At 51.8% G+C, this 25,053-nt stretch carries 22 protein-coding genes; 1 reads left to right on the top strand and 21 read right to left on the bottom strand.

Annotation, left to right across the window (positions count from 1 at the left end; translation table 11 throughout):
- Nucleotides 1–16: 16 nt before the first annotated feature.
- The 13 genes from add to MHB80_RS13465 form a co-directional block, all read right to left on the bottom strand.
- Complete coding sequence (gene add, locus MHB80_RS13525; protein ID WP_341282608.1) at nucleotides 17–1,069, bottom strand: adenosine deaminase; 1,053 nt, start codon at nucleotides 1,067–1,069, stop codon at nucleotides 17–19.
- 192 nt (nucleotides 1,070–1,261) lie between these two features.
- Nucleotides 1,262–2,500, bottom strand: coding sequence for an alanine--glyoxylate aminotransferase family protein (locus tag MHB80_RS13520; protein WP_341282607.1), 1,239 nt, complete (start codon nucleotides 2,498–2,500; stop codon nucleotides 1,262–1,264).
- A gap of 2 nt (nucleotides 2,501–2,502) precedes the next feature.
- Nucleotides 2,503–3,753: an allantoate deiminase gene (gene allC, locus MHB80_RS13515; RefSeq protein WP_341282606.1), complete on the bottom strand. Its 1,251-nt coding sequence runs from the start codon at nucleotides 3,751–3,753 to the stop codon at nucleotides 2,503–2,505.
- A gap of 1 nt (nucleotide 3,754) precedes the next feature.
- Complete coding sequence (locus MHB80_RS13510; RefSeq protein WP_341282605.1) at nucleotides 3,755–5,170, bottom strand: allantoinase; 1,416 nt, start codon at nucleotides 5,168–5,170, stop codon at nucleotides 3,755–3,757.
- A gap of 54 nt (nucleotides 5,171–5,224) precedes the next feature.
- On the bottom strand, nucleotides 5,225–5,596 hold the full coding sequence (gene uraH, locus MHB80_RS13505; RefSeq protein ID WP_341282604.1) for a hydroxyisourate hydrolase: 372 nt from the start codon (nucleotides 5,594–5,596) through the stop codon (nucleotides 5,225–5,227).
- On the bottom strand, nucleotides 5,593–6,561 hold the full coding sequence (gene pucL / locus MHB80_RS13500; protein WP_341282603.1) for a factor-independent urate hydroxylase: 969 nt from the start codon (nucleotides 6,559–6,561) through the stop codon (nucleotides 5,593–5,595). The genes uraH and pucL overlap by 4 nt, the downstream gene beginning before the upstream one ends.
- A gap of 51 nt (nucleotides 6,562–6,612) precedes the next feature.
- A complete protein-coding gene (gene uraD / locus MHB80_RS13495; protein ID WP_341282602.1) occupies nucleotides 6,613–7,107 on the bottom strand; it encodes a 2-oxo-4-hydroxy-4-carboxy-5-ureidoimidazoline decarboxylase in 495 nt (164 codons plus the stop codon).
- The gene (locus MHB80_RS13490) at nucleotides 7,104–7,622 is read right to left on the bottom strand and encodes a (2Fe-2S)-binding protein (RefSeq protein WP_341282601.1); all 519 of its coding nucleotides are present in this window, start codon (nucleotides 7,620–7,622) and stop codon (nucleotides 7,104–7,106) included. The genes uraD and MHB80_RS13490 overlap by 4 nt, the downstream gene beginning before the upstream one ends.
- Nucleotides 7,619–9,907: a xanthine dehydrogenase subunit D gene (gene pucD, locus MHB80_RS13485; protein WP_341282600.1), complete on the bottom strand. Its 2,289-nt coding sequence runs from the start codon at nucleotides 9,905–9,907 to the stop codon at nucleotides 7,619–7,621. The genes MHB80_RS13490 and pucD overlap by 4 nt, the downstream gene beginning before the upstream one ends.
- A 42-nt stretch (nucleotides 9,908–9,949) precedes the next feature.
- Nucleotides 9,950–10,870 (bottom strand): FAD binding domain-containing protein, encoded by a 921-nt coding sequence (locus tag MHB80_RS13480; RefSeq protein WP_341282599.1) that lies wholly within the window; start codon nucleotides 10,868–10,870, stop codon nucleotides 9,950–9,952.
- Nucleotides 10,857–11,468 carry an NTP transferase domain-containing protein gene (locus MHB80_RS13475; protein ID WP_341282598.1) on the bottom strand — a complete coding sequence of 204 codons (612 nt, stop codon included), beginning with the start codon at nucleotides 11,466–11,468 and terminating at the stop codon, nucleotides 10,857–10,859. The genes MHB80_RS13480 and MHB80_RS13475 overlap by 14 nt, the downstream gene beginning before the upstream one ends.
- On the bottom strand, nucleotides 11,389–12,498 hold the full coding sequence (locus MHB80_RS13470; protein WP_341282959.1) for an XdhC family protein: 1,110 nt from the start codon (nucleotides 12,496–12,498) through the stop codon (nucleotides 11,389–11,391). Before MHB80_RS13470 ends, MHB80_RS13475 begins: the two co-directional genes overlap by 80 nt.
- Nucleotides 12,499–12,569: 71 nt before the next feature.
- A complete protein-coding gene (locus tag MHB80_RS13465; RefSeq protein ID WP_341282597.1) occupies nucleotides 12,570–13,895 on the bottom strand; it encodes a 5'-deoxyadenosine deaminase in 1,326 nt (441 codons plus the stop codon).
- Nucleotides 13,896–14,281: 386 nt separating this feature from the next.
- On the opposite strand from MHB80_RS13465, the gene MHB80_RS13460 reads away from it, so the two are divergent.
- Nucleotides 14,282–15,364 carry an FAD-dependent oxidoreductase gene (locus MHB80_RS13460; RefSeq protein WP_341282596.1) on the top strand — a complete coding sequence of 361 codons (1,083 nt, stop codon included), beginning with the start codon at nucleotides 14,282–14,284 and terminating at the stop codon, nucleotides 15,362–15,364.
- 149 nt (nucleotides 15,365–15,513) lie between these two features.
- On the opposite strand, the gene MHB80_RS13455 is transcribed toward MHB80_RS13460, so the two are convergent.
- From MHB80_RS13455 to cbiE, 8 genes are all read right to left on the bottom strand, one after another.
- Complete coding sequence (locus MHB80_RS13455) at nucleotides 15,514–17,487, bottom strand: stalk domain-containing protein (protein WP_341282595.1); 1,974 nt, start codon at nucleotides 17,485–17,487, stop codon at nucleotides 15,514–15,516.
- Between the two features lie 111 nt (nucleotides 17,488–17,598).
- On the bottom strand, nucleotides 17,599–19,008 hold the full coding sequence (locus MHB80_RS13450; RefSeq protein ID WP_341282594.1) for an MDR family MFS transporter: 1,410 nt from the start codon (nucleotides 19,006–19,008) through the stop codon (nucleotides 17,599–17,601).
- A gap of 39 nt (nucleotides 19,009–19,047) precedes the next feature.
- On the bottom strand, nucleotides 19,048–19,296 hold the full coding sequence (locus MHB80_RS13445) for a hypothetical protein (RefSeq protein ID WP_341282593.1): 249 nt from the start codon (nucleotides 19,294–19,296) through the stop codon (nucleotides 19,048–19,050).
- Between the two features lie 321 nt (nucleotides 19,297–19,617).
- Nucleotides 19,618–21,015 (bottom strand): cobyrinate a,c-diamide synthase, encoded by a 1,398-nt coding sequence (locus MHB80_RS13440; protein ID WP_341282958.1) that lies wholly within the window; start codon nucleotides 21,013–21,015, stop codon nucleotides 19,618–19,620.
- A gap of 158 nt (nucleotides 21,016–21,173) precedes the next feature.
- Entirely contained in the window at nucleotides 21,174–22,307 is a 1,134-nt protein-coding gene (locus MHB80_RS13435; protein ID WP_341282592.1) for a cobalamin biosynthesis protein, read from the bottom strand.
- Nucleotides 22,304–23,083: a precorrin-4 C(11)-methyltransferase gene (gene cobM / locus MHB80_RS13430; RefSeq protein ID WP_046233158.1), complete on the bottom strand. Its 780-nt coding sequence runs from the start codon at nucleotides 23,081–23,083 to the stop codon at nucleotides 22,304–22,306. Before cobM ends, MHB80_RS13435 begins: the two co-directional genes overlap by 4 nt.
- On the bottom strand, nucleotides 23,080–23,790 hold the full coding sequence (gene cobI / locus MHB80_RS13425) for a precorrin-2 C(20)-methyltransferase (RefSeq protein ID WP_341282591.1): 711 nt from the start codon (nucleotides 23,788–23,790) through the stop codon (nucleotides 23,080–23,082). The genes cobM and cobI overlap by 4 nt, the downstream gene beginning before the upstream one ends.
- Entirely contained in the window at nucleotides 23,783–25,018 is a 1,236-nt protein-coding gene (gene cbiE / locus MHB80_RS13420; RefSeq protein WP_341282590.1) for a precorrin-6y C5,15-methyltransferase (decarboxylating) subunit CbiE, read from the bottom strand. Before cbiE ends, cobI begins: the two co-directional genes overlap by 8 nt.
- Between the last annotated feature and the right edge of the window lie 35 nt (nucleotides 25,019–25,053).

Genomic DNA, 25,053 nt, shown 5'->3' with positions numbered 1-25,053 from the left:
GAATCAGGGACTCTCCTTATACGGCAGGCTTCACTCCCGCAGCTGCAAGCCCCTGTTCTATGTCGGCAATCAGCTGCCGTTTTTCATCCTGCTCCAAAAAGGCCGCATGGGCGCTGTTCAAAATCAGCCTGCCGATTTCCTCCAGTGTCACGCCGCATTTTTGCATCAACAGCTCATATTCCAAACCAATCGTCGTACCCGAAACCGTCAGATTATCCGTATTAATGGTCGCCTGAATGCCTGCTGCCAGAAAGGCTTTAATCGGATAAGCGTCCCATCCGCTAACCGCCTTTGTCTGTATGTTGCTCAGCGGGCATAGCTCCAGCGGCGTGCCTGTACGGCGTACCATTTCCATAATAGCAGGATTTTCCGTAATGCGCACGCCATGGCCGATACGGGTGGCTCCAAGGCTCTCAATCGCTTCCTGCACATTTTGCGCGCCGCCCGCTTCCCCAGCGTGAATTGTAATCGGCAGCCCCTTGCTCGCTGCGAGATTAAATAAGGAACGATGCAGCTCTGGCGGGAAGGATGCTTCATCACCAGCCAAATCTACCGCTGCGATTCCATCGCCTTGCAGCTTGGCGGCCGCCAGTATGACCTGTTCATTGCGCTCATAAGCGTCATGGCGCAGGCAGATGGCGATTCCCCGCGCTTTTACGCCGAAATCCCGTTCTCCACGCCGCAAGCCATGAATGGTGTGGCGCATCGCCTCCTCCAGAGACAAACCTCCTTTAATATGCAGCAGCGGTGCAAATCGCACCTCGATATAACGGCAGCCTTGTTCCGCCGATTGCTCAACCACTTCATAAGCTACGCGCTCCAGCGCCTCTGGCGTTTGCAAATATGGCTCGACAAAAGCAAATTTGCTCAAATATTCTTTTAAGCTATTGCAGCTCTCATCTGCAAGCATCCATGGAGTAAGGTCGCTGCCTGCCTCAACGGGCAGCTCCTTGCCTTGCTCCTTTGCCAGCTCGCGCAGCGTACTCGGCAACACGCTGCCATCCAAATGCAAGTGCAAATCGATTTTGGGCAGTTTTTTCAATTGCTCCCGTACCACTACATCTTTCATCGTAAGCACTCCTTTAAATTTAAAATACTAGCTAAAGATATAGCAAACCGCCGAACCAGGTTAAACGGCCGAAAGCCGTCTTCTGGCGGCGTGGCGCGTTTCAGTCCGAGAAATATAGAGAAAGTATGGCGAAATCGTATACTTTCCTATATTTCCAGGAAAACCCGGGCGGCGGTACAAAATAGCGTAAGTTTAACGATCATACACATCATACACAGCTAGTGCCGCCTGCAAGCCCTCTCCAGCTGGCACAACTGCGCCATGCCGAATCAGCACCGCTTCAAGTGCACCGAGCACATGCAGCACATTTTTCTGGCTGCAGCTGTAGCCCATCGTGCCAATGCGCCAGATTCTCCCTTTTAACACTCCGAACGAGCTGGCGATTTCGATGCCAAAGCTGCTTAGCAGCATGCTGCGAACCGCTTCTCCGTCAATGCCCTCTGGGATCATCACGCAAGTAACAACCGGAAGCTTGCAGGCTGGATTTCCATACAAGGTTAATCCCATTGCTGCAAGCCCTGCCATTAGCGCAGCTTCATGCCTGCGATGTCTAGCGAATCGCTCCTCAAGCCCTTCAGCGAGCAAAATTCGCAGCCCTTCGCGCAAGCCATACAGCATCGAAGTCATCTCCGTATGATGATTGAGTCTTGCTGGCCCCCAATAATCCTGTAGCTGGCTCAAATCCAGATAGTTGCTCTGAATAGCCGGACGGCGATTGCCGCTGACAGCATCTCCAGGGGCGAGCAGGCCTCGCTCGACCTTTTTGCGGGCAGCGATTTTCCGCTCCGCCCTGTCGTTATAAGTAATCGGGGCCATGCCCGATGGAACGGACAAGCATTTTTGCGTACCGCCTATAACGGCATCCATACACCAGGCGTCCGTCTCAACGGAAACGCCGCCGATGGTCGCAACGGCATCAACGACAAACAGAATGTCTTGCTCCCTGCATGCTTTGCCAATCGCCTCCAAAGGCTGCATCCGGCCTGTGGACGTTTCCCCGTGAACCATAAGCAAAAGCGCCGGACGTTCATGCTTCATTGCGGCGATGACTTCATCCGGCTCAAAAACTTCGCCCCATTCCTTATCCAGCGCCACAACCTCTGCGCCGCAGCGCTCGGCAATTTCATAAAGCAGATTGCCGAAACGGCCATAAATCGGAACCAGCACTTTGTCGCCCGGCTCTATTAAGCTGTTAAGTACCGCTTCAATGCCTGAACGCGACGTTCCATCTATCGGATAAGCCCAGCGATTGTCCGTTTGGAACAAGCTGCGCAGCATTTCCATCGTATCATTCATAAGCGCCGTAAACTCGGGGTCAAATTGACCCAGTATAGGATAAGATAACGCACGAAGCACACGCGGGTCAACCTCAACAGGGCCGGGCGTCATAATCGTGCGGGGGGAAGGCGACAGTTCTCGGTAGCTCTTCATCATCATTTCTCCTCGTATGCAAGCTCATACAACAATGCTGACAATATCGCCGTCCCATCTACCAATTGCTCCGGCGATGTATATTCGTCTGGCGAATGGCTGATGCCGCCGCGGCTGGGAACGAATAACATCGCTGTAGGACACACGCCTGACAGCAGCTGGGCGTCATGCCCCGCTCCGCTCGGCATAACCGTATAAGGCAGAGACATTTGCTCAGCAATTCGTGACAGCCGGTCACGCAATTGCCGATCCATTGGAGCAGGTGCTGCCTCCATCCATTGATCAATCGTCACATACAGCTCCCGTTCGCCAGCAATTTCTTCAAACTGCTTAAAAACGGTTTGGCAAAATTGTTGAATGGCTGTCTCATCAATATGGCGAACATCGACCGTAAAGCTTACGAAGCCGGGAATGACATTCGGCGTATTTGGCGTTGTCGTCAGCTTCCCAATCGTAGCAACGAGCGGAGAGCCGGTTAAAATCGCTGCCGTCTCCAGCTGCACGATCATCGCAGCTGCTCCAGCCAGTGCATCGCGGCGCAGCGGCATTGGCGTCGTCCCGGCATGATTGGCTGTTCCTCCCACCGTTACCGTATAACGATGCTGCCCAACGATAGCCTCGACAATGCCAACACTGAGCTGCCGCTGTTCCAAAACAGGTCCTTGCTCAATATGCAGTTCTACAAACGCTGCAATATCCGATCTGCGGGGGTCACGCTGCTCCGGTTTGCCAAAGCCGCAGGCGAGCATCGCCGCTTGCAGGCTAATTCCTGCAGCATCATAGCGCTCCGCGTCCTGCTCTGTATCATACAGCCCGGTCATATTGCCCGATCCCCAATACGTAAGCGGAAAACGGCTGCCTTCCTCTTCACAGAGAGAGACTACCTCAAGCGTCTTTACAGGCTGCCCATAAGCTTCCTTCAAATGCGCCAAAGCGGTAATCCCAGCAGCGACACCATAAGCCCCATCATAATATCCGCCTGATTGCACCGTATCGATGTGGGAGCCCGTCATAACAACGGGTCCTTCTCCTGAACTGCCTTGCAGCCGGCCAAACAAATTGCCTACCCGGTCAAAATAAACGTCCATGCCCAATTCTCTCATTTGCTGGGCTAAATATTGCTGCGCCTCCAGCCATTCAGCCGTATAAAGCAGCCTTGTCACACCACCACGTGGATCAGCGCCGAACTGGGACAATTCCTCCAGCAGCTTAGGGACAAAGGCGGCGAGCTGCAGTTTGCTAGTCATTGTCATCTCAAACGCTCCCCTTCATCATGCCCTTTTCCGACCCGACCTCAAGCGGAAGCAGCGATTTACCCGATGCAGTCCTTGCCAAACCGCCGTCAAACGAATAGACAACGGTTCCTCGAACGAGTGTTGCCACGACTCGGCAGGCCATCTCTTTCCCCACATAAGGGCTATGCTTGTGCCGATAAAATAAATTTTCCTCCAGCAGCTCATAGGCCGCATTAGGGTCAACTATAGCCAGGTCAGCATCCGAGCCGACTGCAATAGCTCCCTTGCGCGGATAAAGCCCGAAGCGCTGAGCAGGTCCTGCTGACAGCAGCGAGGCTAGCAATGGCAGCGACAGCCCACGCTTGATCCACCCTTCACCAAGCACCAGCTCCATGCTGCTTTGTGCGCCAGATATGCCTCCCCATGCCTCGAAAAACGTTTTAGCAGCATCCAGCTTCATCGAAGTCGGACATGGCGAATGGTCTGAAGCGATAACATCCAGCTTGCCTTCGCCAATCATTCGCCACAGTCCCTCGCGCTGCTCCTCGCCGCGCAGTGGAGGCGCGCATTTGGCAACCGCTCCAAGCGCCGTCATGTCCTTCTGCGTCAGCAGCAAATAATGCGGGCAGGTTTCCACCGTCACGGGCAAGCCGCGCTGCTTCGCGCGATCAATCAGCTCCACCGCGTCATAGCTGCTTATATGAACAAAATGTACTTGGCAGCCCGTCTGCTCCGCGAACAGCAGCGCCTTATTTACCGCCTCCAGCTCGGCAATAATCGGCCGCGAGGCTGCGAATGCCTCAGCATCAAAGCGCCCGGCTGCAAGGGCGGCATCAGCGAGTTGGGACGTCATGGCGTCGCTCTCGGCATGCAGGGCGACAAAGCCGCCAAGCTCGGCGATTTTTTTCATCCCCTCGTACAGGGTCCAGTCATCCACCTCGCGAAAACGTCCTTCTCCTTCGCCGCCGGGATTGGACATAAACGCTTTAAAGCCGACGATGCCCGCTTCGAACATAGGAGCAAGCTCCTCCAGCTTTCCTGGGACGAGTCCGCCCCAGAACGTATAATCAACAGCCGAGCTGCCTTCTGCCTGGCCTGCTTTCAGCGCAAGCGCCTCTGTCGTTACAGTCGGAGGATTGCCATTGAGCGGCATATCTACGTAACAGGTCGCTCCTCCGGCAGCTAGTGCGGCTGACCCGCTCGCAAAGCCTTCCCAATGCCCCAAATTCGGTTCATTGAAATGCACGTGAATATCGACCATGCCGGGCAGCACATACTGTCCCTCCGCATCGATTCGGGAGCCGGCCTCGGCACCTGCGAGTGACTGCTCCAAGGCAGCAATGCGGCCATCGCGAATGCCTATATCCAGCTTTTTCACTTCACCAGTCAAAACAACAAAACCATTCATAACGATGCAATCATAGTAGGAAGCCATGCCTATCCACCCCTTTTCCCCCATAAACCAAGCCTATCTGTCTACCTCTCTATTCTAAGTACCGCGATAAGTGCTGTAGCCGCCCGGCGCAACAAGCAGCGGAATATGATAATGCGCCTGCGCATCGTTAACGCGAAAACGAATCGGTATTTGCTGGAAAATAAATTCAATCGACGATGCCTGCGCCGTGCCACTATCGCGTGACAAAAAGCTTCCGGCATCAAACACAAGCTCGTAGACGCCCGGCTTCATAAACTCGCCAGCAAGCAGCGGAGCCTCCAGCCGTCCGTCTCCATTCGTCGCAGCCGATTGAAGCAGCAGCCGTTCCCCCGTTTCCTCACTCAACTGCCACAGCTCCAGCTCCATCCCTGCGGCAGCCTTTCCCGTGGAAATGTCGAGCACATGCGTCGTTATTTTGCCGCTCATGAGGAAGCTTCCTCATTTGCCAAATCCTCGCGGGTAAGCGTAAAGCCTTGGAAGCCGAATGGCGGGCGCGGTTCGGTATAGACAGCGGCTGCATCCTCCTCCGTATGGTCAACCACCGTTTCCCATGTCCGGTTATTCGACTCAAACCGCACCTCCGCCAATTGCGGAAAACGGGTCAAAATACGCAAGCCGACTTGATAAATTAAATATTGAATCGATGGGGTTTTATATTCGTGAAACACATTATGGGTAATATCCCGGATATGCTCGGCTGCTACGTATTGCCTTGAGCCCACTTCTACGGCATGTTCAACATCTCCATAGGTCCAAAATATATTTAGAAAGATAAATAATGGCCGATCATAGCTTTCCGGCAGTGTCGTATATTCGTCGCGGACAAATCCAAAGAATGAGCTGCCGCTAACTTTAATAAGCTGCAAATCAGTAATAGCGCACTCATGCTCCACTATAACGGTCGCTCCCTCTTCGCCGTCACGGACGAGCTTCATCGAGGCGCTCGCATGATCATTATGGGAACGGCGGTAAACAAGCGAGCTATCCACCAGTCCGTCACTGCCATCTGCCACTTCAAGCATATGGAATGGAATGCGGTCTGCACTCAGCTCAATGGCGTCAATATGCGGATAACGGCTAAGAAATTGCTTGCTGATGAACGCAAGCAGCCCTTCTGTCGTGCTCCCCTCAAAGTCGGCCGTTTGCCGCAAAATAAAATTTTTCATTGAATCCGTCGCTACGACCTGCGTATTGTCACCTTTGGAGAAGGAGGTCAGCAGCGTCTCGCCACTTACTGCAAATGTAATATTATGGGCGAAAATCACGTTTGTATCACCAGTAAAAGCCGATTCTGGAATGGTCTTCACCGCAAGTGGAGCTGCATAGGTGCGGTAAGTCAGTACATCCCCTTTGCCATAATAAAGTGTACGTCCGCTGTGAAGTTTCAACATGTTTACCCTCTCCCTTTGCTCTATATCCATTTTGGTATAAACTTGTACGTTCTACTGCTCTATTAAATCGTTGAGGCGCAAGGCGGTGATACGGGCAATTTGCCATTTTGCCTCCTCTAGTTCCTCCCGAAGACTGTTTTCGATGCGCGCCGCCATCGCTTCCTTGATGTCTGCTTTGCTTTTGCCACGTACCGCTAAAATAAATGGAAAGCCAAACTTCTCCGTATACTGGCGGTTCATCGCTGCAAACTGCTCATAATCCTCAGGCGTCAATTGGCTAAGTCCCGCCCCCTGCTGCTCTCTGGTGGAATATTCACCAATGCTGATTCGAGTTGCCAGATCGGGATGCTCGCGAATAAGCACAAGCACCCGCTCCTCTCCCGCCGTATATGCCGCATTTACCATGCTCTCATGCAGCTGTTCAACCGAGCTGAACGGCTTATTCTCCCATGCCCGTTCCGCCACCCAAGGCGAATGTTCAAAAATAGCGCCAAGCGCTTCCGTAAATGCCTCACGGCTCAACGTATTTAACAAGTCCAATTTCATGGCGCTTCCCTCCTCCATTCTATCGCCCGCTGGGCGGCCCGTTTAATACCTCCGTAGCCGGTGCATCGGCAAATATTGCCTGATAGTGCTTCTTCCACTTCTTCTTCACTTGGGTCAGGACTTCGATCCAGCAGCGCCTTAACCGAAATAATCATGCCAGGCGTGCAGTAGCCGCATTGAAAGCCTCCCTCTTCGAGAAAAGCGCGCTGTACGGGGTCCATGCCTCCATCAGCCGCACCGATGCCTTCAATTGTCGTAATTTGCTTGCCCGCGCATTGGTAGGCCATCGTTAAGCAAGCATTGATCGGCTTGCCATCGACCAGCACCATGCAGGCGCCGCAGCGCCCAATTTCACAGGAACGCTTCGTTCCCGTAAGCGCTAAATCGTCCCGCAGTACGGATAGCAGCCGTCTTGCTCCCGCCACTTCCAGCTTCATTTCCTCGCCATTGATGGTGCAGGCTAGCTCCGACTGCTCTGCGCCTCGCGGCGCTCCCAGCATTTCATGCTTGCTCATCGCTTGCTCACCGCCTCTTCAGCAAAAGCAAAAGCACAATCATTTTGCAGCAGCTCCGGCTCTATCGGCAGCTTCGTCACGCGAATGCCCACCGCCTGATGAATAGCAGCGGCGATGGCCGGGGCAAGCGTAACCGAGCCTACCTCACCAATGCCGCGCGGACCGAAGCTATCTCCATGCGGCAAATGCTCAATCGGCTCAACACTGACCGTACCGCGATGCTCCACAATCGTTGGAACTAAATACGTATCCAAATTTTTCGTCATATATTGTCCCTGCTGCATAACCGCATCTTCCGTAATCGCAAATCCAAGCGCCATGCTGCTGCCGCCTTCAATCTGCCCAAGAAAGCCTTGCGGGTTCATGACAGGTCCTGCCGCTACCGCATGGTATTGGTCAAGCACCCTCACTCGTCCTGTCAGTTGATTAATCTCGACCTTCACAACAACCGCAGCATACGTATATAAAAAATGAGCTCCTGTTCGTGGGGTATCTGATGTCGGGAACTGAAAGGCGGTCGAGCAGCTTATCCGCTCTCCTTTTGCCTCAGCCAGCTCCTTATATGTCAGCAGCAAGGAATCGCCTGCGGTCTCATAAATGCCTCCCGCTCCCATTGCGAGCTTATCAGCTGATTTTCCCAGCAGCTCCGCCGCCCGCTCCAGCAATTGCGAAGTAAACGGCGCTTTCAGATTTTGCAGCGTCTTCCACATCATGCTGGTCGCTCTTGAAGCTGTCGTAGAGCCGCTGTCGGGCACTAGATCGGTATCCCCGATAATCATTCGGATATCGGATTCGGCCAATCCGAATTGCTCGATCAGCATCAGCGCAAGCGTAGCAAGCAAGCCTTGCCCAAATTCCTCGTAGCCGAATATCGCTTCAATACAGCCATCGGCTGCCAACAAGAGCCTGCCGCCTGCCGGATCGGGAATGCCTACACCTAGCCCGCCGCCGTGCATGGTGAAGGCTGAGCCAATACCCACCTTAATCCACGGCTCGCGCTCCTCTTCTCGATTCGGCATCCCTCTTTCCTGCCACAAGCCGCTCGCTTCAGCTGCATTCCACACCTGCATGGCACCTTCGGTAACGACGATCGGCTGGCCGAACGGGCCCGGATCATCAGGCATACGCATATTCATCCGCCGCAGCTCCCAAGGGTCCATGCCAAGCTTCTCTGCAAGCCTGTCAAGCTGCCCTTCCAGTGCAAAAATCGCCTGGTTTCCGCCAAAGCCGCGAAACTCGCCAGACATTCCGTTGTTCGTATAGACGGAATAACCGTCCACTTTCACGTGATCGTAGCGGTATGGTCCAAGTACATGCTCAACGGCAAAGTTAAGCACCTCTGCTCCCAGCGTCGCATACGCGCCAGTGTCGGCGATAATCCGCACTTGATGCGCAAGCAGGTGGCCGCTGGCATCTGTACCGGTTTTCATCGAAATTTTCATCGGATGACGTTTGAGTCCCGCCCGAACCGATTCCCATCTGGAATGATGAAGCTTGACAGGGCGATTTGTTTTGAGCGCCAGCAGTGCGCCATAAGGCTGTACATTCAATTCATCCTTGCCGCCGAAGGAGCCGCCAATCGGGCTTGAGACGATGCGGATTCGCTCCTGCTTCATCGCGGTAATTCGCGATAATTGCAGACGATCCATAAACCCATGCTGAGTAGGCGAATATACCGTCAACCGCCCATCCTCCTCCGGCACAAACAAGCCGCCTTCGGTTTCCATATAGGTGTGCATCTGCCTCGGCGTGAAATACGTATCCTCTACAATATGCGTACACGCAGCGAACCCGCTGCCTAGCTGCCCTCTATTAAACTGGCTGCGGTGAAGAAGATTGCCCTGTGGATGAAGCAGCGGCGCATCCTGCAAAAGCGCCAGCTCGGCATCGTCAACGATCGGCAGCAGTTCATAATCGACCTCAATGAGAGTAAGAGCATATTCGGCTAGCTCAGCCGTCTCTGCGGCTACAGCTGCCACTGCATCGCCGACATACCGAACTTTATTTTCACAAAAAACAGGCTGATCTTGATGGGCAATGCCATAGCGGTTCAAACCGGGCACATCGAGATGGGTCAGCACGGCATGAACACCTTCAAGCTGCTGCGCCTTCTCGGTACAAATGCTGAGAATAAGAGCATGAGGATACGGACTGCGCAGAACCCGGCCATAGAGCATGCCTGCTGCCGACATATCTGTCAAATAAGCAAGGCGGCCTGTTACCTTCCCCAGCCCATCCGGCCTGATTCGCCACCGTTTGCCACTTGATTCACGGTTCAACAGCATCGCTATCACCTCTCCTATATGAACGCTAAGCTAGCTAGCTTATTATGCTTTGGGCTGCATCGCTTTCCACAGCTCCGACACAATCAGATTGGCTGCTGTCTTCTTACGATAGCTTTCCGAAGCGAACACGTCGCCTATGGGATGAAAATGCTCCATGACCGACGTATAACAAGAATGGAGCAGCGAACGATCAAGCTTGGCGTCCTTAAGCAGCAGTTCTGTATGCTCAAGCCGCTTTGGCGCCGTCTGCCCCCCGCCCGCTGCAAGTCGTACATCCACGATATGCTGCACGGAGCTTACAATGGCGCTTATGGCGACAGTCGCTATCGACGGCGTGAACACTTCGCGGCGGCCAACCTTGTGATAGACGTCCAACCTGCTGTACCCCTCCTGTTCCGGCAGATCAACTGGCGGCAATATAATGGCGAGCAGCAGACGATTTTTCCACCCGGCACTTACCTGGGCTTCCAATAACCATTGTGCAAGCGTCTGCTGAAATTCTCCTTGCCCATCATGCCAGAGGAGCACAGCCTCATATACAAGCAGCGCTGGAAGCGCGTCGCCCACCCGGGAGAGAACATTGCCCCCTAGCGTAGCCAGGTTCCGTATCGATGGTGCAGCGATATTTTTTATCGCGGTTGTGAGCAGTGAATAATGAGTCCTTATATATGAATCATTTCTGACCTCTGACAGCAGCGCCGCCGCTCCGATCTGACAAATTTGCCGATCATGGCTGCTTGAAACAAGCACAATCGGCTTCTGCATGTTGGCCATTCCGCTTATATCGATTAAATGGCCAGGCATACGGGCAGTCCCCGCTTCCCACCACGTACGAAGCAGCGTCCCGCCTGCAACAAAAACGCCATCCTCGCCAAGCTGCTGCTTGAGCCTGCAAGCTTCCGCAGCATCACTTGCCTGCCATACGACGGGAGACTCCGGCTTCGTTTGTTTATTCATGGCCATCGCTCTCCCTCCTGTTCCATAAATCAATAGCAGCCAGCAAACTCTCCTCGTCGTCAATATCATGAAGCGCAAAGTCAGGCTCACCGTTTAAATCCAGTATTTCCCCTTTATACTTGCCTGTAGCAAAGAGCCGTCTTGCTCCTTGATCGCCCTCCAGCTCCTTCAAAGCGGAAAACATCGTTGTTCGCAGCAGCGCCGGAGGCATCGTCGCCGCTCCGTCGCTGAAGGCCGCGTAATCAAGCGCAGAATCCTGCTCCAGCGCCTCAATCAAACGCTCTGCCATCCTTGCCGTCACAAAAGGCTGGTCAGCTAACGCGATAAGGACGGCATCCGTATGTGGATGTAGAGCAAGCAGCGCCTCAAACCCGCTGTGCAGCGAGTAGGACATTCCCCGCGCCGCCAAAGGGCTTTCTCGCTTGTGCAGTTGTGCTGCGGTGCAAGCCCGCTCCAGTTCAGGAGTGTCTAGCCACTCCAGTTCATCGTTGGTGCGATGAACGACAATCCAGCTTTTGATGACACTATTTAATAGAGCATGAAGCGCCTGACTGCCAAGCATAGCTCCCGGCGATAAAGGAAGCCGCAGCTTCGGCTGCTTCATCCTGCTGCTGAGGCCCGCCGCCAAGTAAATGCCTGACACCTGCATCGCCAGTCGCCTCCTTATCTTTCGCACGCTGCGCAGCCCTTACTTGAACTAGCTCGGAAGCGATGCTTAACGCAATTTCGTATGGCCCCTCTGCATCTATCGAAAGCCCGATTGGAGCATAAACATTTTCAGAAAGCTTTCCTTCACCAAATAATTGCTTTATTCGTTTACGAGAGCCCATGACGCCGATATAACTAGATTGTGCTGCCAGTGCCAGCTGAATCAGTTGATGATCATAGTGGAGCTGATGGCTGCATACGACGAAATAGTCCGTTCTATTAAATTGCAGCTTCGAGGCAAGCTCATCAGGCTTACCAGTAACCCTCACCACGCTACCACAGGAGTTAACCTGATTTTCAGAGCTAATATGTGTATGCCAATCCGCCACAACAACATCAAATCCGCAGCCTGGAAGCACCGTGCAAAGTGCCTCTGCATCTGGTCCAGCGCCAAATACAATGGCTCGTGAACGCGGCTCCAGCTTCACCGAAAATGTCCCAGCCTCTCCGTGCTCATCAGCACCAGCTTTCCATCTATTGCGAGAAAGGCTGACCACTGCTGCTGGCTCTAATTTATAACAGATGCTATCCCCTACGCTCGACCAGCTTCGATTCAAAAAAATCGTCGCTCCCGCCCGCAGCCTATTTTTTGCCGTCAGCAGCTGTTCTCTGAGTACCATCGTTACAGGCTCCAGCAGCACATGGATAATGCCGCCACAGCCGATGGTATCGCCCCACATTATGTCCTCTTCCGGCTGCATATTATAGATGATAATTTCAAAAGCTTCGGCAGAGCACACGCGGCTAACCCGCTCCTGCAAATCAGCCTCCAGACAGCCGGGACTAATACTTCCCGTCCTCGTTCCATCCAGCCTTAGCAGCATCGCTGCCCCTTCCTTACGGTAAGCATGGCCCTCTACTCGTATAATCGTCGCAAGCGCGGCCGACTGCTCAAGCGTCGCAATTGAATCCAGCACTTCGTGCATATCCACAAGCAGCCACCGCCTTTATAGATGACGTTATTAATGAAATGAAGTTCTGGCCTGCAACCTATATGCTACAGCCTTGCCAGCAGTCCGCGAAGGGAACGATCAGCCTCCCGCAGCACAAGCGGCTTGTCAATCGTCTTCATAATGCGCTTCTCCATGACGATTTGTCCGTCAATGATTACGGTATCCACGTCGCCACGGGTTGCCGCATAAACCACCCGCGAGAACCAATCTGCATCATAGGACGGATACACATGAAAATCCTCCAAATCAAGCATTTGCAAATCCGCTAGCTTGCCTTCCTCTAAGCTGCCAATGTCGTCTTCCATGCCGAGCACCTTCGCGCCGCCCATCGTCGCCATCCGCAGCACGGTGCGCGCATCCATGACCGTTGGGCCATGCTTCACCTTCTGGATAAAGGCGGTCAGCCGCATTTCCTGATACATATCCAAATTGTTGTTGCATGCCGCGCCATCCGCTCCAATGCCAATATCGATGCCTTCGCGCAGCAGCTCGGGAATTTCCGCAATGCCGGATGCCAGCTTCATATTGGAGCCGGGGCAATGGGTGACCTTCACGCCTCTTTCCTTAATAATCCGCTTCTCTTCCTCATCGAGCCAAATGCTGTGGGCCAAAATCAAATTCGGCCTTGCCAGCCCGATATGATCCAAATAAACGACGTTGCGCTTGCCGCGTTCCGCTTCCACAATTGCGATCTCTCCGGTATTTTCGGAAGCATGGGTATGCACCTTAACCTTATATTGCTCGGATAAATCGCGTACTCCAATGAGCAATTCCTCTGTACAAGACACAACGAACCTTGGACAAAAAGCATATTGGATCCGGCCGTCGCCAGCGCCATTCCATTTTTCGAGCAAATCCACGCTTTGCTGCAATGATTGCTGTGTATTTTCCTGAAGCGCCAGCGGCACTTCCGTGCCATGGTCCATCATCACCTTGCCGGAAATGGCGCGAATGCCGCTCTCTAATATCGCCTGGAATGCCGACTCGGTATGATGCACCGTCTCCATATCCAAAATCGTTGTTGTCCCGCTGCGGATCAGCTCGCCGATGCCCAGCATAGCGGAATAATAAACCGAATCTGGGCTGTGAGCCGCCTCTAGCGGCCAAATCCGCTCGCGCAGCCATTCGATTAAAGCCAGATCATCTGCCCGACCGCGAAATAACGTCTGGCATAGATGTATATGTGTCTGTACGAAGCCGGGAAGTATAACTTTCCCATCAGCCTCAATGATTCGATCCACCCCATCAGTCGTTATCTCACCGCCAATTTGAGCAATACGCTTGCCGCGAATGAGCAAATCCCCCGTTAAAATATCGCCACTTTCATTCATCGTCATTATCGTTGCGTTGCGAATAAGTATAGTCGTCATAGAATTGCCCTCTTTCACGTTTGCGTTATGTTTTATAACATATTAAAGCAATGAACCCGATTTATCAATAGTGTATGTAATTAAACTTAACATGTTGTCGTAGGTAAATGCCTAAAACACGCTAAATATACCGCTTTCAAAGAAAAAGGTGACATGAGCAAGCTTCTATCGTTCCAAATCCCCCTTACAATTAACTGAAAAACATGCGCTATCGTTCGCCTTTTCAAGTATAGTCCGTTCCCACCCTGAATCCTTAAACTACGGTATGAACTTTGAAAGCCGATGATAAAGCTGAGTACGAACATACGTACTTTTTCTCCTCATTATTCTCTCGATTCTTTATGTCTACTCTATTAACTGAGATACCATGCATATGTTAAAATAGGATGAAAAAGGGGGCGTCACTGCTGGAAAAACAAAAAGTAGTCATTATAGGAGCAGGAATTGTCGGAGCCTGTATGGCCTATCATCTAGCAAAACGAAATCAGGATGTAACCATTATTGAACGACACCCTACCGCAGCCCGTGAAGTTACAGAAAAATCATTTGCCTGGATACATACAACACATAGGGTGGCTCCCCAGTACAGACATTTGTATGACAGTGCTTCAGAAGAATACCTCGCACTGCAGCAAGAGCTATCCGAATTACAAATTCAATGGCACGGAGCATTAACGTGGGGCGATTCGAACCTAAATGAACAAATCTACCTTCAAAATTTAAACCGAGAGCAGATTGAGGCATTGGAACCGAATCTGAAGGAGTATCCGAACGATGCGATGTTTGCCAAAGAAGAAGGAGCAGTAGATCCGATCGAATTAACGCAACTATTGTTAAGAAAAGCACAGGAATACGGAGCAAAGGTACAGTTTGATACCAACGTTACACAACTGCAGCAAGAAAATTCACGCTTAATAGGCGTACATACATCAAACGGATTTATGGAGTCGGATGTTGTGGTATTAGCGGCGGGTACAGGCGTATCCGAACTTTGCAATTCGTTAGGTTGCCCTGTACCAGTAACGCCGTCACCTTCCATTCTGATTCGAATGAAGACCTCGAGTAGACTAATACACACATTAATCTCGAATGCGCAGTTTGAAGTGCGTCAGCTAACCGATCATTCATTGCTAGCTGCGGAAGATTATATCGATGATTCGGAGGAAAATGGACCAGAGGCCGTGGGCAAACGTGCCTTCGAGACGCTGCGTCGCAGCCTGAAGGGTGGGGAGCAATTGGAGCTGGAAAGCATCAAAGTTGGGTTGAGACCAATGCCAGAGGACGGCTATCCAATTGTAGGCTTTCATAATCAGATGAAGGGACTTTATGTGACGGTGATGCATTCTGCCATTACTCTGGCTCCGCTAATTGCGCGTCTAGCTGCAACTGAAATAATCAATCGAGAATCAAGATGCGAACTAGAGCCTTGTCGTTTCTCCCGATTTAAGCAGTATGACGAGCTATCATAAATAATTCACATTCCATAACAAAAACTTTGTATCCTCTGATGGCTCACTGCCTAATGTTCGGATATTCCCTATCGCAATAAAAAAAGCATCATTGTGTTCACATTTGTGAACATAATGATGCTTTTGCTTGAATTTGCTTGCTGTATTCGCTAGCCTTTCTTCTCTGGCATTGGCATAAACAGCAAATTGATTGGCAAATTGCTGCCAGAAGCCGGCGAGAATACAATGGTTACAGCTTCTGATGTGCTTCCCGTACGGTACAGGACTCCTGCTTCACCGTTGTTCGCAAGGAAGGAGTTATTCGTCGTCAGAACCACATTGTTGTTGACGAGGAAGGCGCCGCCATAATGTCCGCCACGCGGGTTCAAGGCAATAAGCGTATTAGGCTGAACATTGAACAGCTTCACGACGTAAACTACGCCATAGTTTCCTTCATTGTAAATCGTCGCACCAGTAAGCTTGTCGATCGTTGTAAGGCGTGTATCGACTACTTTATCGCCAAATATCATACGGCCTGGCTCTGAGCCTACTGGCTGGGTCAGGTTGATCGTACGATCTGCCTTCTCGAATGTACCGCGAATGTGAATGCCATCCGGCTCCAGATACGGCAGCAGCGGCAATTCGGATAGAACATCCTTGCCGTCATCAATAATGACGTAGCTGAATTTAATTGGACCGGAAGTCGAAACATCCGCCATCATTGTCAATACGCGGTCCGGCGAAATTTTCAAATCGCTGAGCTGCTTCAAAATAAGACGGCTCTCGCCCGCTGGAATCGTTGTAATATCATTCATGACCGGATTCATGCGCGAGGTCAAATATTTGCTGATAGAAGATTTCCCCGTTGCCGAAACGTACAGCGCAGGACCGCCAATACCGACGCGCTGTGTCTGAACCGTCGCTTCCTGATTCGTCTCGTTCGTAGCGACGATGTACATGCGCACATTGTTCAGGCGGTTGTTTACGTTATGCGACATCAAGCGAACGTTGCCCGATGCCGAGTCCGTATAATACACGCCTTCATTCACAATTCGCTCTGGACTGTTGCTGCGTAGCAGCGTCTGCTGTCCATACTCTGTCAATGAATAAGGAATCACATCATAATTCAGAACCGACGCTCCATTAATCGAGAAGCGCTCTCCAGGAGGCGTAAATAACATGCCAAAGTCCTGCTTGGAATAAAGCTCTTGATCTTCAATCATAATCGAAAGCGAATATTCATTGCTTGCTCCATGCTTGTCCGTTACCTTCAAGGAAATCGTCTGTGGACCTGGCTCGAAAAAGCCTAGCTGTTTATTCGTCCAGTTCGTGCTCGTAATCGCGTTTTCTTCATCGCTGCTAAGGTCAGTATATTCAATCGGCTCGCCCATCATGTAGCTCGTTTTGTTGGTAACAAACTTCGCTACTGGCGGTAAATTCGGTTGAAGCACTTCAAGCGTCACCGTATAGGGTTCGCTCCAGACGCCATCCGAATCTTGAACCCAATGGGTTACCGTATACGTGCCTGGCTGGTCGAACATTGGCAAATTGCCTTCCCAGCGCTCGTCCACAATAGGGGTGCTGCTGGTCGTCTGGTTCGTATAAGTCACCTGTGTTTCATTCGCATAAATGACTTTAGGGCTTACTGTAAAAGTTGCGACTGGCGCGATCTTTACTGTCCACGTCAGCGTAATTTTTTTCTCCGCCTTGTTCACTTTCATCGTGATGCCCTGCGGCTGCAGCAGCGTACGAAGCGGAATCATCAGCGTACCCTTCAAGTTGTAAGGTGCTCCAGTAAACTTCTGTACCGTTCCGTTCACATTGTAGGTGGAGCTGCCAATGGCATAACGAAGTACGTTTTTTTCCGTCGTCAGCACATACTCCTTAGCTACCTTGTCAAATACGATTTTGCCGCCGAGGCGCTCTGCGATTGAGCGTGCCGAAACGTAAGTCGTGCCTTTCAGCTCAGTAACAGGCTGCGTAGCTGTATACAGCGTGCCATTATGGTACATTTTATTCGACTTTTGAAGCAGAACGAGCTGCTCTTGACCTAGGACATTTTGCGCTGCTTCCGCCTGAATCGGCACAGCCAAAGTAAAGACAAAAAGGAATACGAGTGCAAATAAGCTGACTTTTTTAAGCATGTGAATCTCCTTTTCCAAAATAAAATTGCGATTTCTCTACATATCCGCCAAAAGTTTGGACGCAATATAATCTGAAAAGTTGCACTCCACCAATTATTTATGACAAATATTTTAAGAAGCGTGCTTCGTTTCCTGCTGCTCTGCCAAGGATATGCGTGGTAAAGCTAGCGACACTACCCCGACAACGAGCGACAATACGACCACTATCGTAAAGATTCGGTGCAAGCTTTCCTCCAGCAATAGCGGGTCGATGATATTCGTGCTGCCAGTGTGCAGCAGAAGGCCGAATAAAGCGATTCCGATCGTCTGGCCGAGCGTCCGTATAAAGTTATTCGTGGCAACCGAGGCACCGCGCATTTGCCGTTCGACAGCGGATGACACGGATACGGTACAGCTGGTTAGCGCAAGCCCAAAGCTTAAGCCCGTTAAAAACATATAGAGCATAAACAAGGCAATCGGCGTCGTGGCATTCAGGAACATGAAGCCCAAGCTTCCTAATACGAGGGAAAGCGCACTGAGTAACGTTATATTTCTCAGACCAATTCGCGATATCCATGTGCCTGCCAAAATCGAGCCGAGCGGCCAGCTGACCGAAAGCGGAATCATCGCCAAACCCGAATAGGTGGCGCTTTTTCCATAAACGCCCTGCAGCCAGAGCGGCAAATAAAAAATAATAACGACGTTGACGACGCATAGCAAAAAGCTGAGCAAATTCACCATGCTGATGGTGCGATTTTTGAACAAAACGAGCGGGATCAGCGGCTCCTGCACACGCTTCTCAATATAGAAGAACAGCGCCAGCAGCACCGCAGCAACTGCAAAAAGCAGTCCGATTTCCGTATAGCTGGCTCCCTGCTCGCCCGTCTCTGAACGCAGCAGGGTCAAGGCATAGAGAAAACAGAACATGCCTACCGCAAACGTGCCAATGCCGCCATAATCAATCGATCGCTTCCGCTTCTCGTAAGCTTCCTTCAAAGTAGAGCCAAGCAGAAACATCGCGACAATGCCAAAGGGCAAATTCATATAAAATATCGCCCGCCAAGAGACATAATCGACTAGCAGCCCGCCAAGCAAAGGACCCGATATACCAGCTATTCCCCAAATGCTCGACATCCAGCCCTGTACCTTCGCCCGCTGCTCATAAGCGTATAAATCACCGATTATCGTATAAGGAATCGTTGTGAGCGCACCAGCCCCCAGCCCTTGTATCGCGCGAAAAATAATAAGCTGCGTCATCGTTTGCGCAAGGCCAGAGAGCATCGAGCCGCACAAAAAAATCGCAGCCCCAATCATAAACATATTTTTGCGGCCAAATAAATCTGACAGCTTGCCATAAATCGGTGTTGTGACGACCGTAGCAAGCAAATAAATCGAAATAACCCAGCTATACTGCTGGGTTCCTTGCAGCTCTCGCGTTATGCTCGGCATAGCCGTACTGACGATCGTCCCTTCGATCGCTGCCAGAAAGGTCGCTACGAACAGTGCGATAGTAACGCTGCGTGTATTGCTCGTATTAATCATAGTCGCCCTGCTTCCTTCCCTTAACAACAAACACGCCCCTTATGAAGTTTTCATAAAGGAGCGCATCTGTGTCTGATTTAAATAAGCACTGCTTGCGATACGAAAAATATACCGGTCCCGTGCAGCGTCGGAAGTTTTCCAAAACTGCTCGTCTGTAAACAAGCGTTTGAGCAGCCATTCCGCCGCTTTCGCCGCCTGCTGCTCGTTTTGCAATAGCTTTAGGCATATCGTATAGCATATAGACTCGCATTGTCTTAAACGATTTATTTTATATTGAAAATCCGTCATAGTAATTGGACATCCCCCGGTTATATGTTTAGGTTACTCATCGTTACTATGATAGCGGAAACCATCCATATAAAAGTTACGAAATGTTTAAAATGGCCAAGCGTAAACGGCTGTCGCCGTTCTCTGACGGCAAAGCTTCCGTTTCGCGTAGAAATATAGAGAAAGGATCGGGAAATCATATGCTTTCCTATATTTCAAGCGTAAACGGCTGTCGCCGTTCTCTGACGGCAAAGCTTCCGTTTCGCGTAGAAATATAGAGAAAGGATGGAACAATCATATCCTTTCCTATATTTTCAATATGCGTAAGCGCTTCAGCGCAAATTATGCTTTACGAGCAGAATAAGCCCAGCATGCAGCAATCCAGCGCTCAGCCATCTCCGGATTTGAGGCAAAATGAAAGTGCGTATAGCCTGCAACCAGTTGGGCGAGCTGCGCCCCTTCCTGCTTCACGCCGCGTCTGCCCTTTGTCTCATAGGCAGGCTCCGGCGTTTCACTATCGGTGCTTGGCACATAGACAGAATAATGAAATTCATGTCCGCGAGCCTGATCGGCCTCAGGCAGCAGAAAATTAGCACCCAGCCCCTTTGCCTCCCGATAGCCTAACGCTGCAAGCTTGCCTTGCATGACCACGCTTCCCGGCAGCACGCCAGCCATCGCATAGCTATTGCCGCTCGTATTCGTAAGCTGCTCCGTTAGATACATATAACCGCCACATTCAGCAAGCGTCGGCATGCCGCCAGCAATGGCGTCCCGCACCGACTGGTGTACGTACTGCTGCTTCGCCAGCTGCTCGGCAAATTCTTCTGGAAAGCCGCCGCCAATATACAAGCCTGATACATCATTCGGCACAGCTTCCCCTGCAAGCGGCGAGAAGTATACAAGCTCGGCTCCACACGCCTCCAGCAGCTCAAGATTATCCGGATAATAAAAATGAAACGCCGCGTCCTTGGCAACCGCCATTCGCACGCTGCCCTCGGGATTTCTCCTCACGAATAAGGAAGTCCCTGCTGCTGCTTCAGGTATGACCGGCGCTTCTGCCAGCGCAAGCACTCGTTCAAGATCAACGGTCCTTTCGCACATCGCCACCAACTGGTCGAATAAAGGCGACAGCTCGCCCCGCTCAATCGAAGGCACGAGGCCCAAGTGACGCTCAGGTATATGAAGCTCGCTGCTGCGCTTGAAATAACCAACGACTGGAATGCCGCATTCCTGCTCGATAGCCGCTTTCACAATCTCATAATGGCTGTCGCTGCCCACCTTGTTCACAATAACGCCAACGATGCGCACATTGTCATCCAGCGCCTGAAAGCCCTTCACAATAGCCGCTGCACTGCGAGCCATGCTTTGGCAGTTGACGACCAGCAGCACGGGGCAGTCCAGCAGCACAGCAAGCTCAGCAGTGCTGCCTTCATTCGAAAGCGGATTTTTGCCATCATATAGCCCCATTACACCTTCAATGATTGAAATATCCGCCGTGCTTGAAGCACGCGAATAAATTTCCTTCACCGTGGCAGGAGGACACATCCAGCTGTCCAGATTGCGTGACTGCCGCCCTGTCGCCGCCGTATGATAGGTTGGGTCTATATAGTCCGGCCCGCTCTTAAAGCCTTGTACCGCAAAACCTCTGCGCGCTAAAGCAGCCATCAGTCCGACGGTTGTCGTCGTTTTGCCAACTCCGCTGCCCGTTCCAGCAATAATGATTCTTTTCTGCGTTGCTATCGTCATAACATGTGAATTCCTTTCGTTAAGGACTTGCCAAGGTGAAACGGCCGAAAGCCGTCCTATGGCGGCACAGCGCGTTTCATTCGAGAAATATAGAGAAAGGATCGAACAATCATATACTTTCCTATATTTTAAAAAAAGCTGTGCTGCACGGCTTATGTGAATGGAATAAGTCCAATCGAAATCGTTACATTGCCGGATTTTTGCTTGCCCAGCAGCAGCTCATTGTTTTTCGTATAACGCTTCGCCGCAGGCTCGCTTACCCCGTAAGCTCCAGTAAATTTAAATACCGTTTCAGAAGGCTCGCTAATTTCCTCTTCGTTCAGCTCCCCAGGCGTATAAGTCACCAGCGGCCAGCCATACTTGGCGCATACCGCGAGCAGCCCTTCTTCATCCTTTTTGAGATCAATGGTACAGATCGCCTTGACGCTTCGGATCGAAGCCCGGATTCCTTCCAATGCGGAAGCGATAACCGCTTCGATTTCTTCCGCAGACGTCCCCCGATTGCAGCCAACGCCAAGTGCCAGCACCTTCGGCCGATAGAGCACGCCGTTATTCAGCAGCTTCTGCTCATCCTCCTCCAGCAGGCGGTGTGTGACTATGAGTGCCGCGTTAGGCGCGGCCGACTCCGCTGCGGCAATAGAGTCGTAAACGACCAGATTAGGTGGCATTGGTGTATCATGCATCCACCAGTTCCGCTCGCCCGACTCCTGCACAATAGCAACGGGCTCCTCATTGACGACAGCGGCGCTGACAGGTGTCAGCTTTGCATCGCTTTCCCATTCCCAGCCGAAGCGCCGCCCGAACAAATCGACAGGCAGCGTGCGCTGTACATCCGATGCCGTCGTCAGCACTGGACGCGCGCCAATAGCCGCTGCCGTCTCGCGCGTCAGCTCATTCGCTCCGCCAAGATGGCCGGACAGCACGCTAATGACATGTTCACCTTTATCATCAATAACAACGATGCCTGGGTCCTTCTTCTTGTCCTGCAGCAATGGAGCAATCATTCGCACAACTGCGCCAAGTGAAATAATACAAATAATTCCTTTATATTTCGGAAACAAGGCAGGAAACAGCATGCGCACCGAGCCATTGAACAGCTGAATGCCGCGGCTTTCCTCATCTCCTGCTTCGAATTTGCCCATGTAATACAAATCGACTGCTCCCATATTTTCCAGCAGCCTTCTGCCTGTCTGCACACCATGCTTCGTAATGGCAACTACTGCATATTCGTGCTTCTGGCGAATTTCCGGGATGATGCCTTCTTCCAGCTGAATGATCGCACTCATTCCGGCTTCACTCCTCTGCGGAAGCGGTGCGTGAACGTTTTGTCATACAGCTTCGAACGGTGCGCATCCTTGTTGTGCAGCTCCGGATCAAGCGCCCAGCCTGCCAAAATCATCGCATGTGCACGAATGCCATGCTCGCGCATCGCATTGTCGAGCTCGGCAAGCGTTGTGCGGATAATTAATTGATCCGGCCAGCTCGCACGGCGAACGACAGCAATCGGCGTCTCATCTTCCCAGCCGGCATCTTTAAATTCCTGCACCACTTTGCGCGTCAGCGTAGCGCTGAGGAACAACGCAATCGTACAGCGATGCGCTGCCAAATCCTTCAGCTTCTCCAGCTCAGGAACAGGTGTCCGTCCTTCGGCCCGCGTCAAAATGACCGTTTGGGTCAGGTCAGGTATTGTCAGCTCAGCGCCAACCGCAGCAGCGGCAGCAAATACCGAGCTTACGCCTGGGACGATTTCACAATGGATGCCTTCACGCTTAAGCAGCACCATCTGCTCCAAAATAGCCCCATACATCGCTGGGTCGCCAGTATGAATACGGGCTACGCTTTTTCCCTGCTTCACGCGGTCTACGATGATGCCAACCATTTCATCCAAATCCATGCCTGCGCTTTTCAGCACCTCAGCTTCGGGCTTCGCTTTCGCAATCAGCTCTTCATTAACGAGCGAATCGGTATACATGACGACATCTGCCGCTTGCAGCAGCTTGAGCCCTTTTACCGTAATGAGATCCGGATCGCCGGGACCCGCGCCAATAATATGTACAATCATTTTCTCACCACCATTAATGTCAAGTATTCAAGCTCGCGCCCTTGGAGCTCTTCAACATCCATCCATACCTGCTCCTCGGACGATGTAACCTTCGTCAAAACATAAGCGTTCTTAATCAGCTTCAAGTCGCGCAATACAGTCAGCATTAAATCCAGCACCTTAGCAACTTTGATGAATACGACGCAGTCATGGCGCTCAATCGCTGTACGCATCGCTTCATAGCTTGGCGTTGCTGGAACAATCGCCACATGCTCGTCGCCGTCAGCAAGCGGAATGCCAAGGCGGGAAGCCGAAGCATTAAACGAAGAAATGCCGGGAATTGCCTGCATTTCCACTTCAGGGTGACGCTCGCGCATAAGCCGCATCAGGTGAATATACGTGCTGTAGATCATCGGATCGCCTTCCGTAACGAACGCCACATCGCGGCCTTCGCTAATCGGCTGCCATACCTGCTGCACCGTCTTTTCCCACTGGCGCTCCAGCGATTCGCGGTCCTTCGTCATCGGAAAGGTAAGTCCGAGCATTTCCTTCTCCGCTGCGTTCACATACAGCTCAGCAATCGTCAGCGCGTAGCTTTTGGCGCCCATCTTTTTGCGCGGGTATGCGATAACCGGACATTCCTTCATAAGCCGAAAAGCTTTAACGGTAATCAGCTCCGGATCCCCCGGTCCAATCCCGATTCCATATAATTTGCCGAGCTTAGTCATTGCCGCTTTCCTCCTCGGTGAGTATCTCTGGCTGCTTCCAAGCCGTAATTAGAAAAATTGGATTAAGCGCATCAAAACGCGTCAAATCCAATATCGGTTTGCTGCGCGACAGCTGTGCCAGCGTAATATCGGTTTTAAAGCCTTCATCCTCAAAAGCGCTCATCGCTTTGCCCATCGTCTCAATCGTTGCCGCATTCACGACGATGCGTCCGCCTTCCTTGAGCCGCGTGCAGCAAATATGCAGCAGCTCGCGCAGCTCGCCGCCACTGCCGCCGATAAATACAGCATCGGGATCGGCAAACGTGTCCAGGCCAACAGGTGCGCGTCCCAGCCGCGTCGTCAGGTCGGTTCTGAATTTCCGGGCGTTTTCCACACAATTGGCAAGATCGCCTTCGTTCTTCTCTATGGCATATACGTCGCCTTGGCGGGCAATGCGTGCTGCCTCAATCGCCATGGAGCCTGTGCAGGTGCCAATATCCCAAACCGTGCTCGTCTCCCTGAGCTGCATAGCCGCAAGGCTGAGCACGCGAATTTCACGTTTAGTAATTAGTCCTTTGTCCGGCTTACGCTGGGCAAACTCGCTGTCAGCAATGCCGAGCGGCCACGAGGGGCTCGTCCCTACACGCTTCAAAATCAAGACATTCAGCGGAGAAAATTCCGCCTCCGCAAGCTCGCTCAACTCATACCACCCCGTGCGCTCATCCGCTCCACCTAAATTTTCAGCCAAAAAGGCTTTATATTCGGTCATGCCAAATTCGAGCAAGTAGCGGGCAATAACGCTTGGATTGTTTTTGTCATCGGTCAGCAGCGCAATCTTCGCTTTGCCGTCGATACGCTGTGCCAGTCCCTTGATGCTCTTGCCGTGAACGCTAGTCAGCAGCGCATCATGCCAGCTTTCGCCCATTCGCGCAAAAGCAAGCTGCACCGAGCTGTGCGCCGGATAAATGTCGAGCTCCACCTTGCCGGCCAAATAACCGCCAATGCCATAAAACAACGGATCACCGGAAGCGAGTACAACCGTCCGTCTACTCTCCACCTGCAGCTGCTTTGCCAAGTCAGTCAAGCCGCCTTTAATGACGATTTTCTCGCCTGCATATTGCGGAAAAAACGCTAAATGGCGCTCGCCACCAACCAATACTTCACTCTCTTGAATCCAGCCTTCATAAAGCGACGGCAAACCTGCCGCTCCGTCATCGCCAATGCCGATCATTTTGATTTTGTTCCCCAAGCTCTATCTCCCCCGATCCTTTGCTGCCAAGCAGC

Origin of the sequence: Paenibacillus sp. FSL H8-0537, from assembly GCF_038051995.1 — a bacterium.
Classification (GTDB): Bacteria; Bacillota; Bacilli; order Paenibacillales; family Paenibacillaceae; genus Pristimantibacillus.
The sequence above is the reverse complement of the archived record's forward strand: the minus strand, read 5'-3'. Positions and strand labels throughout refer to the sequence as shown.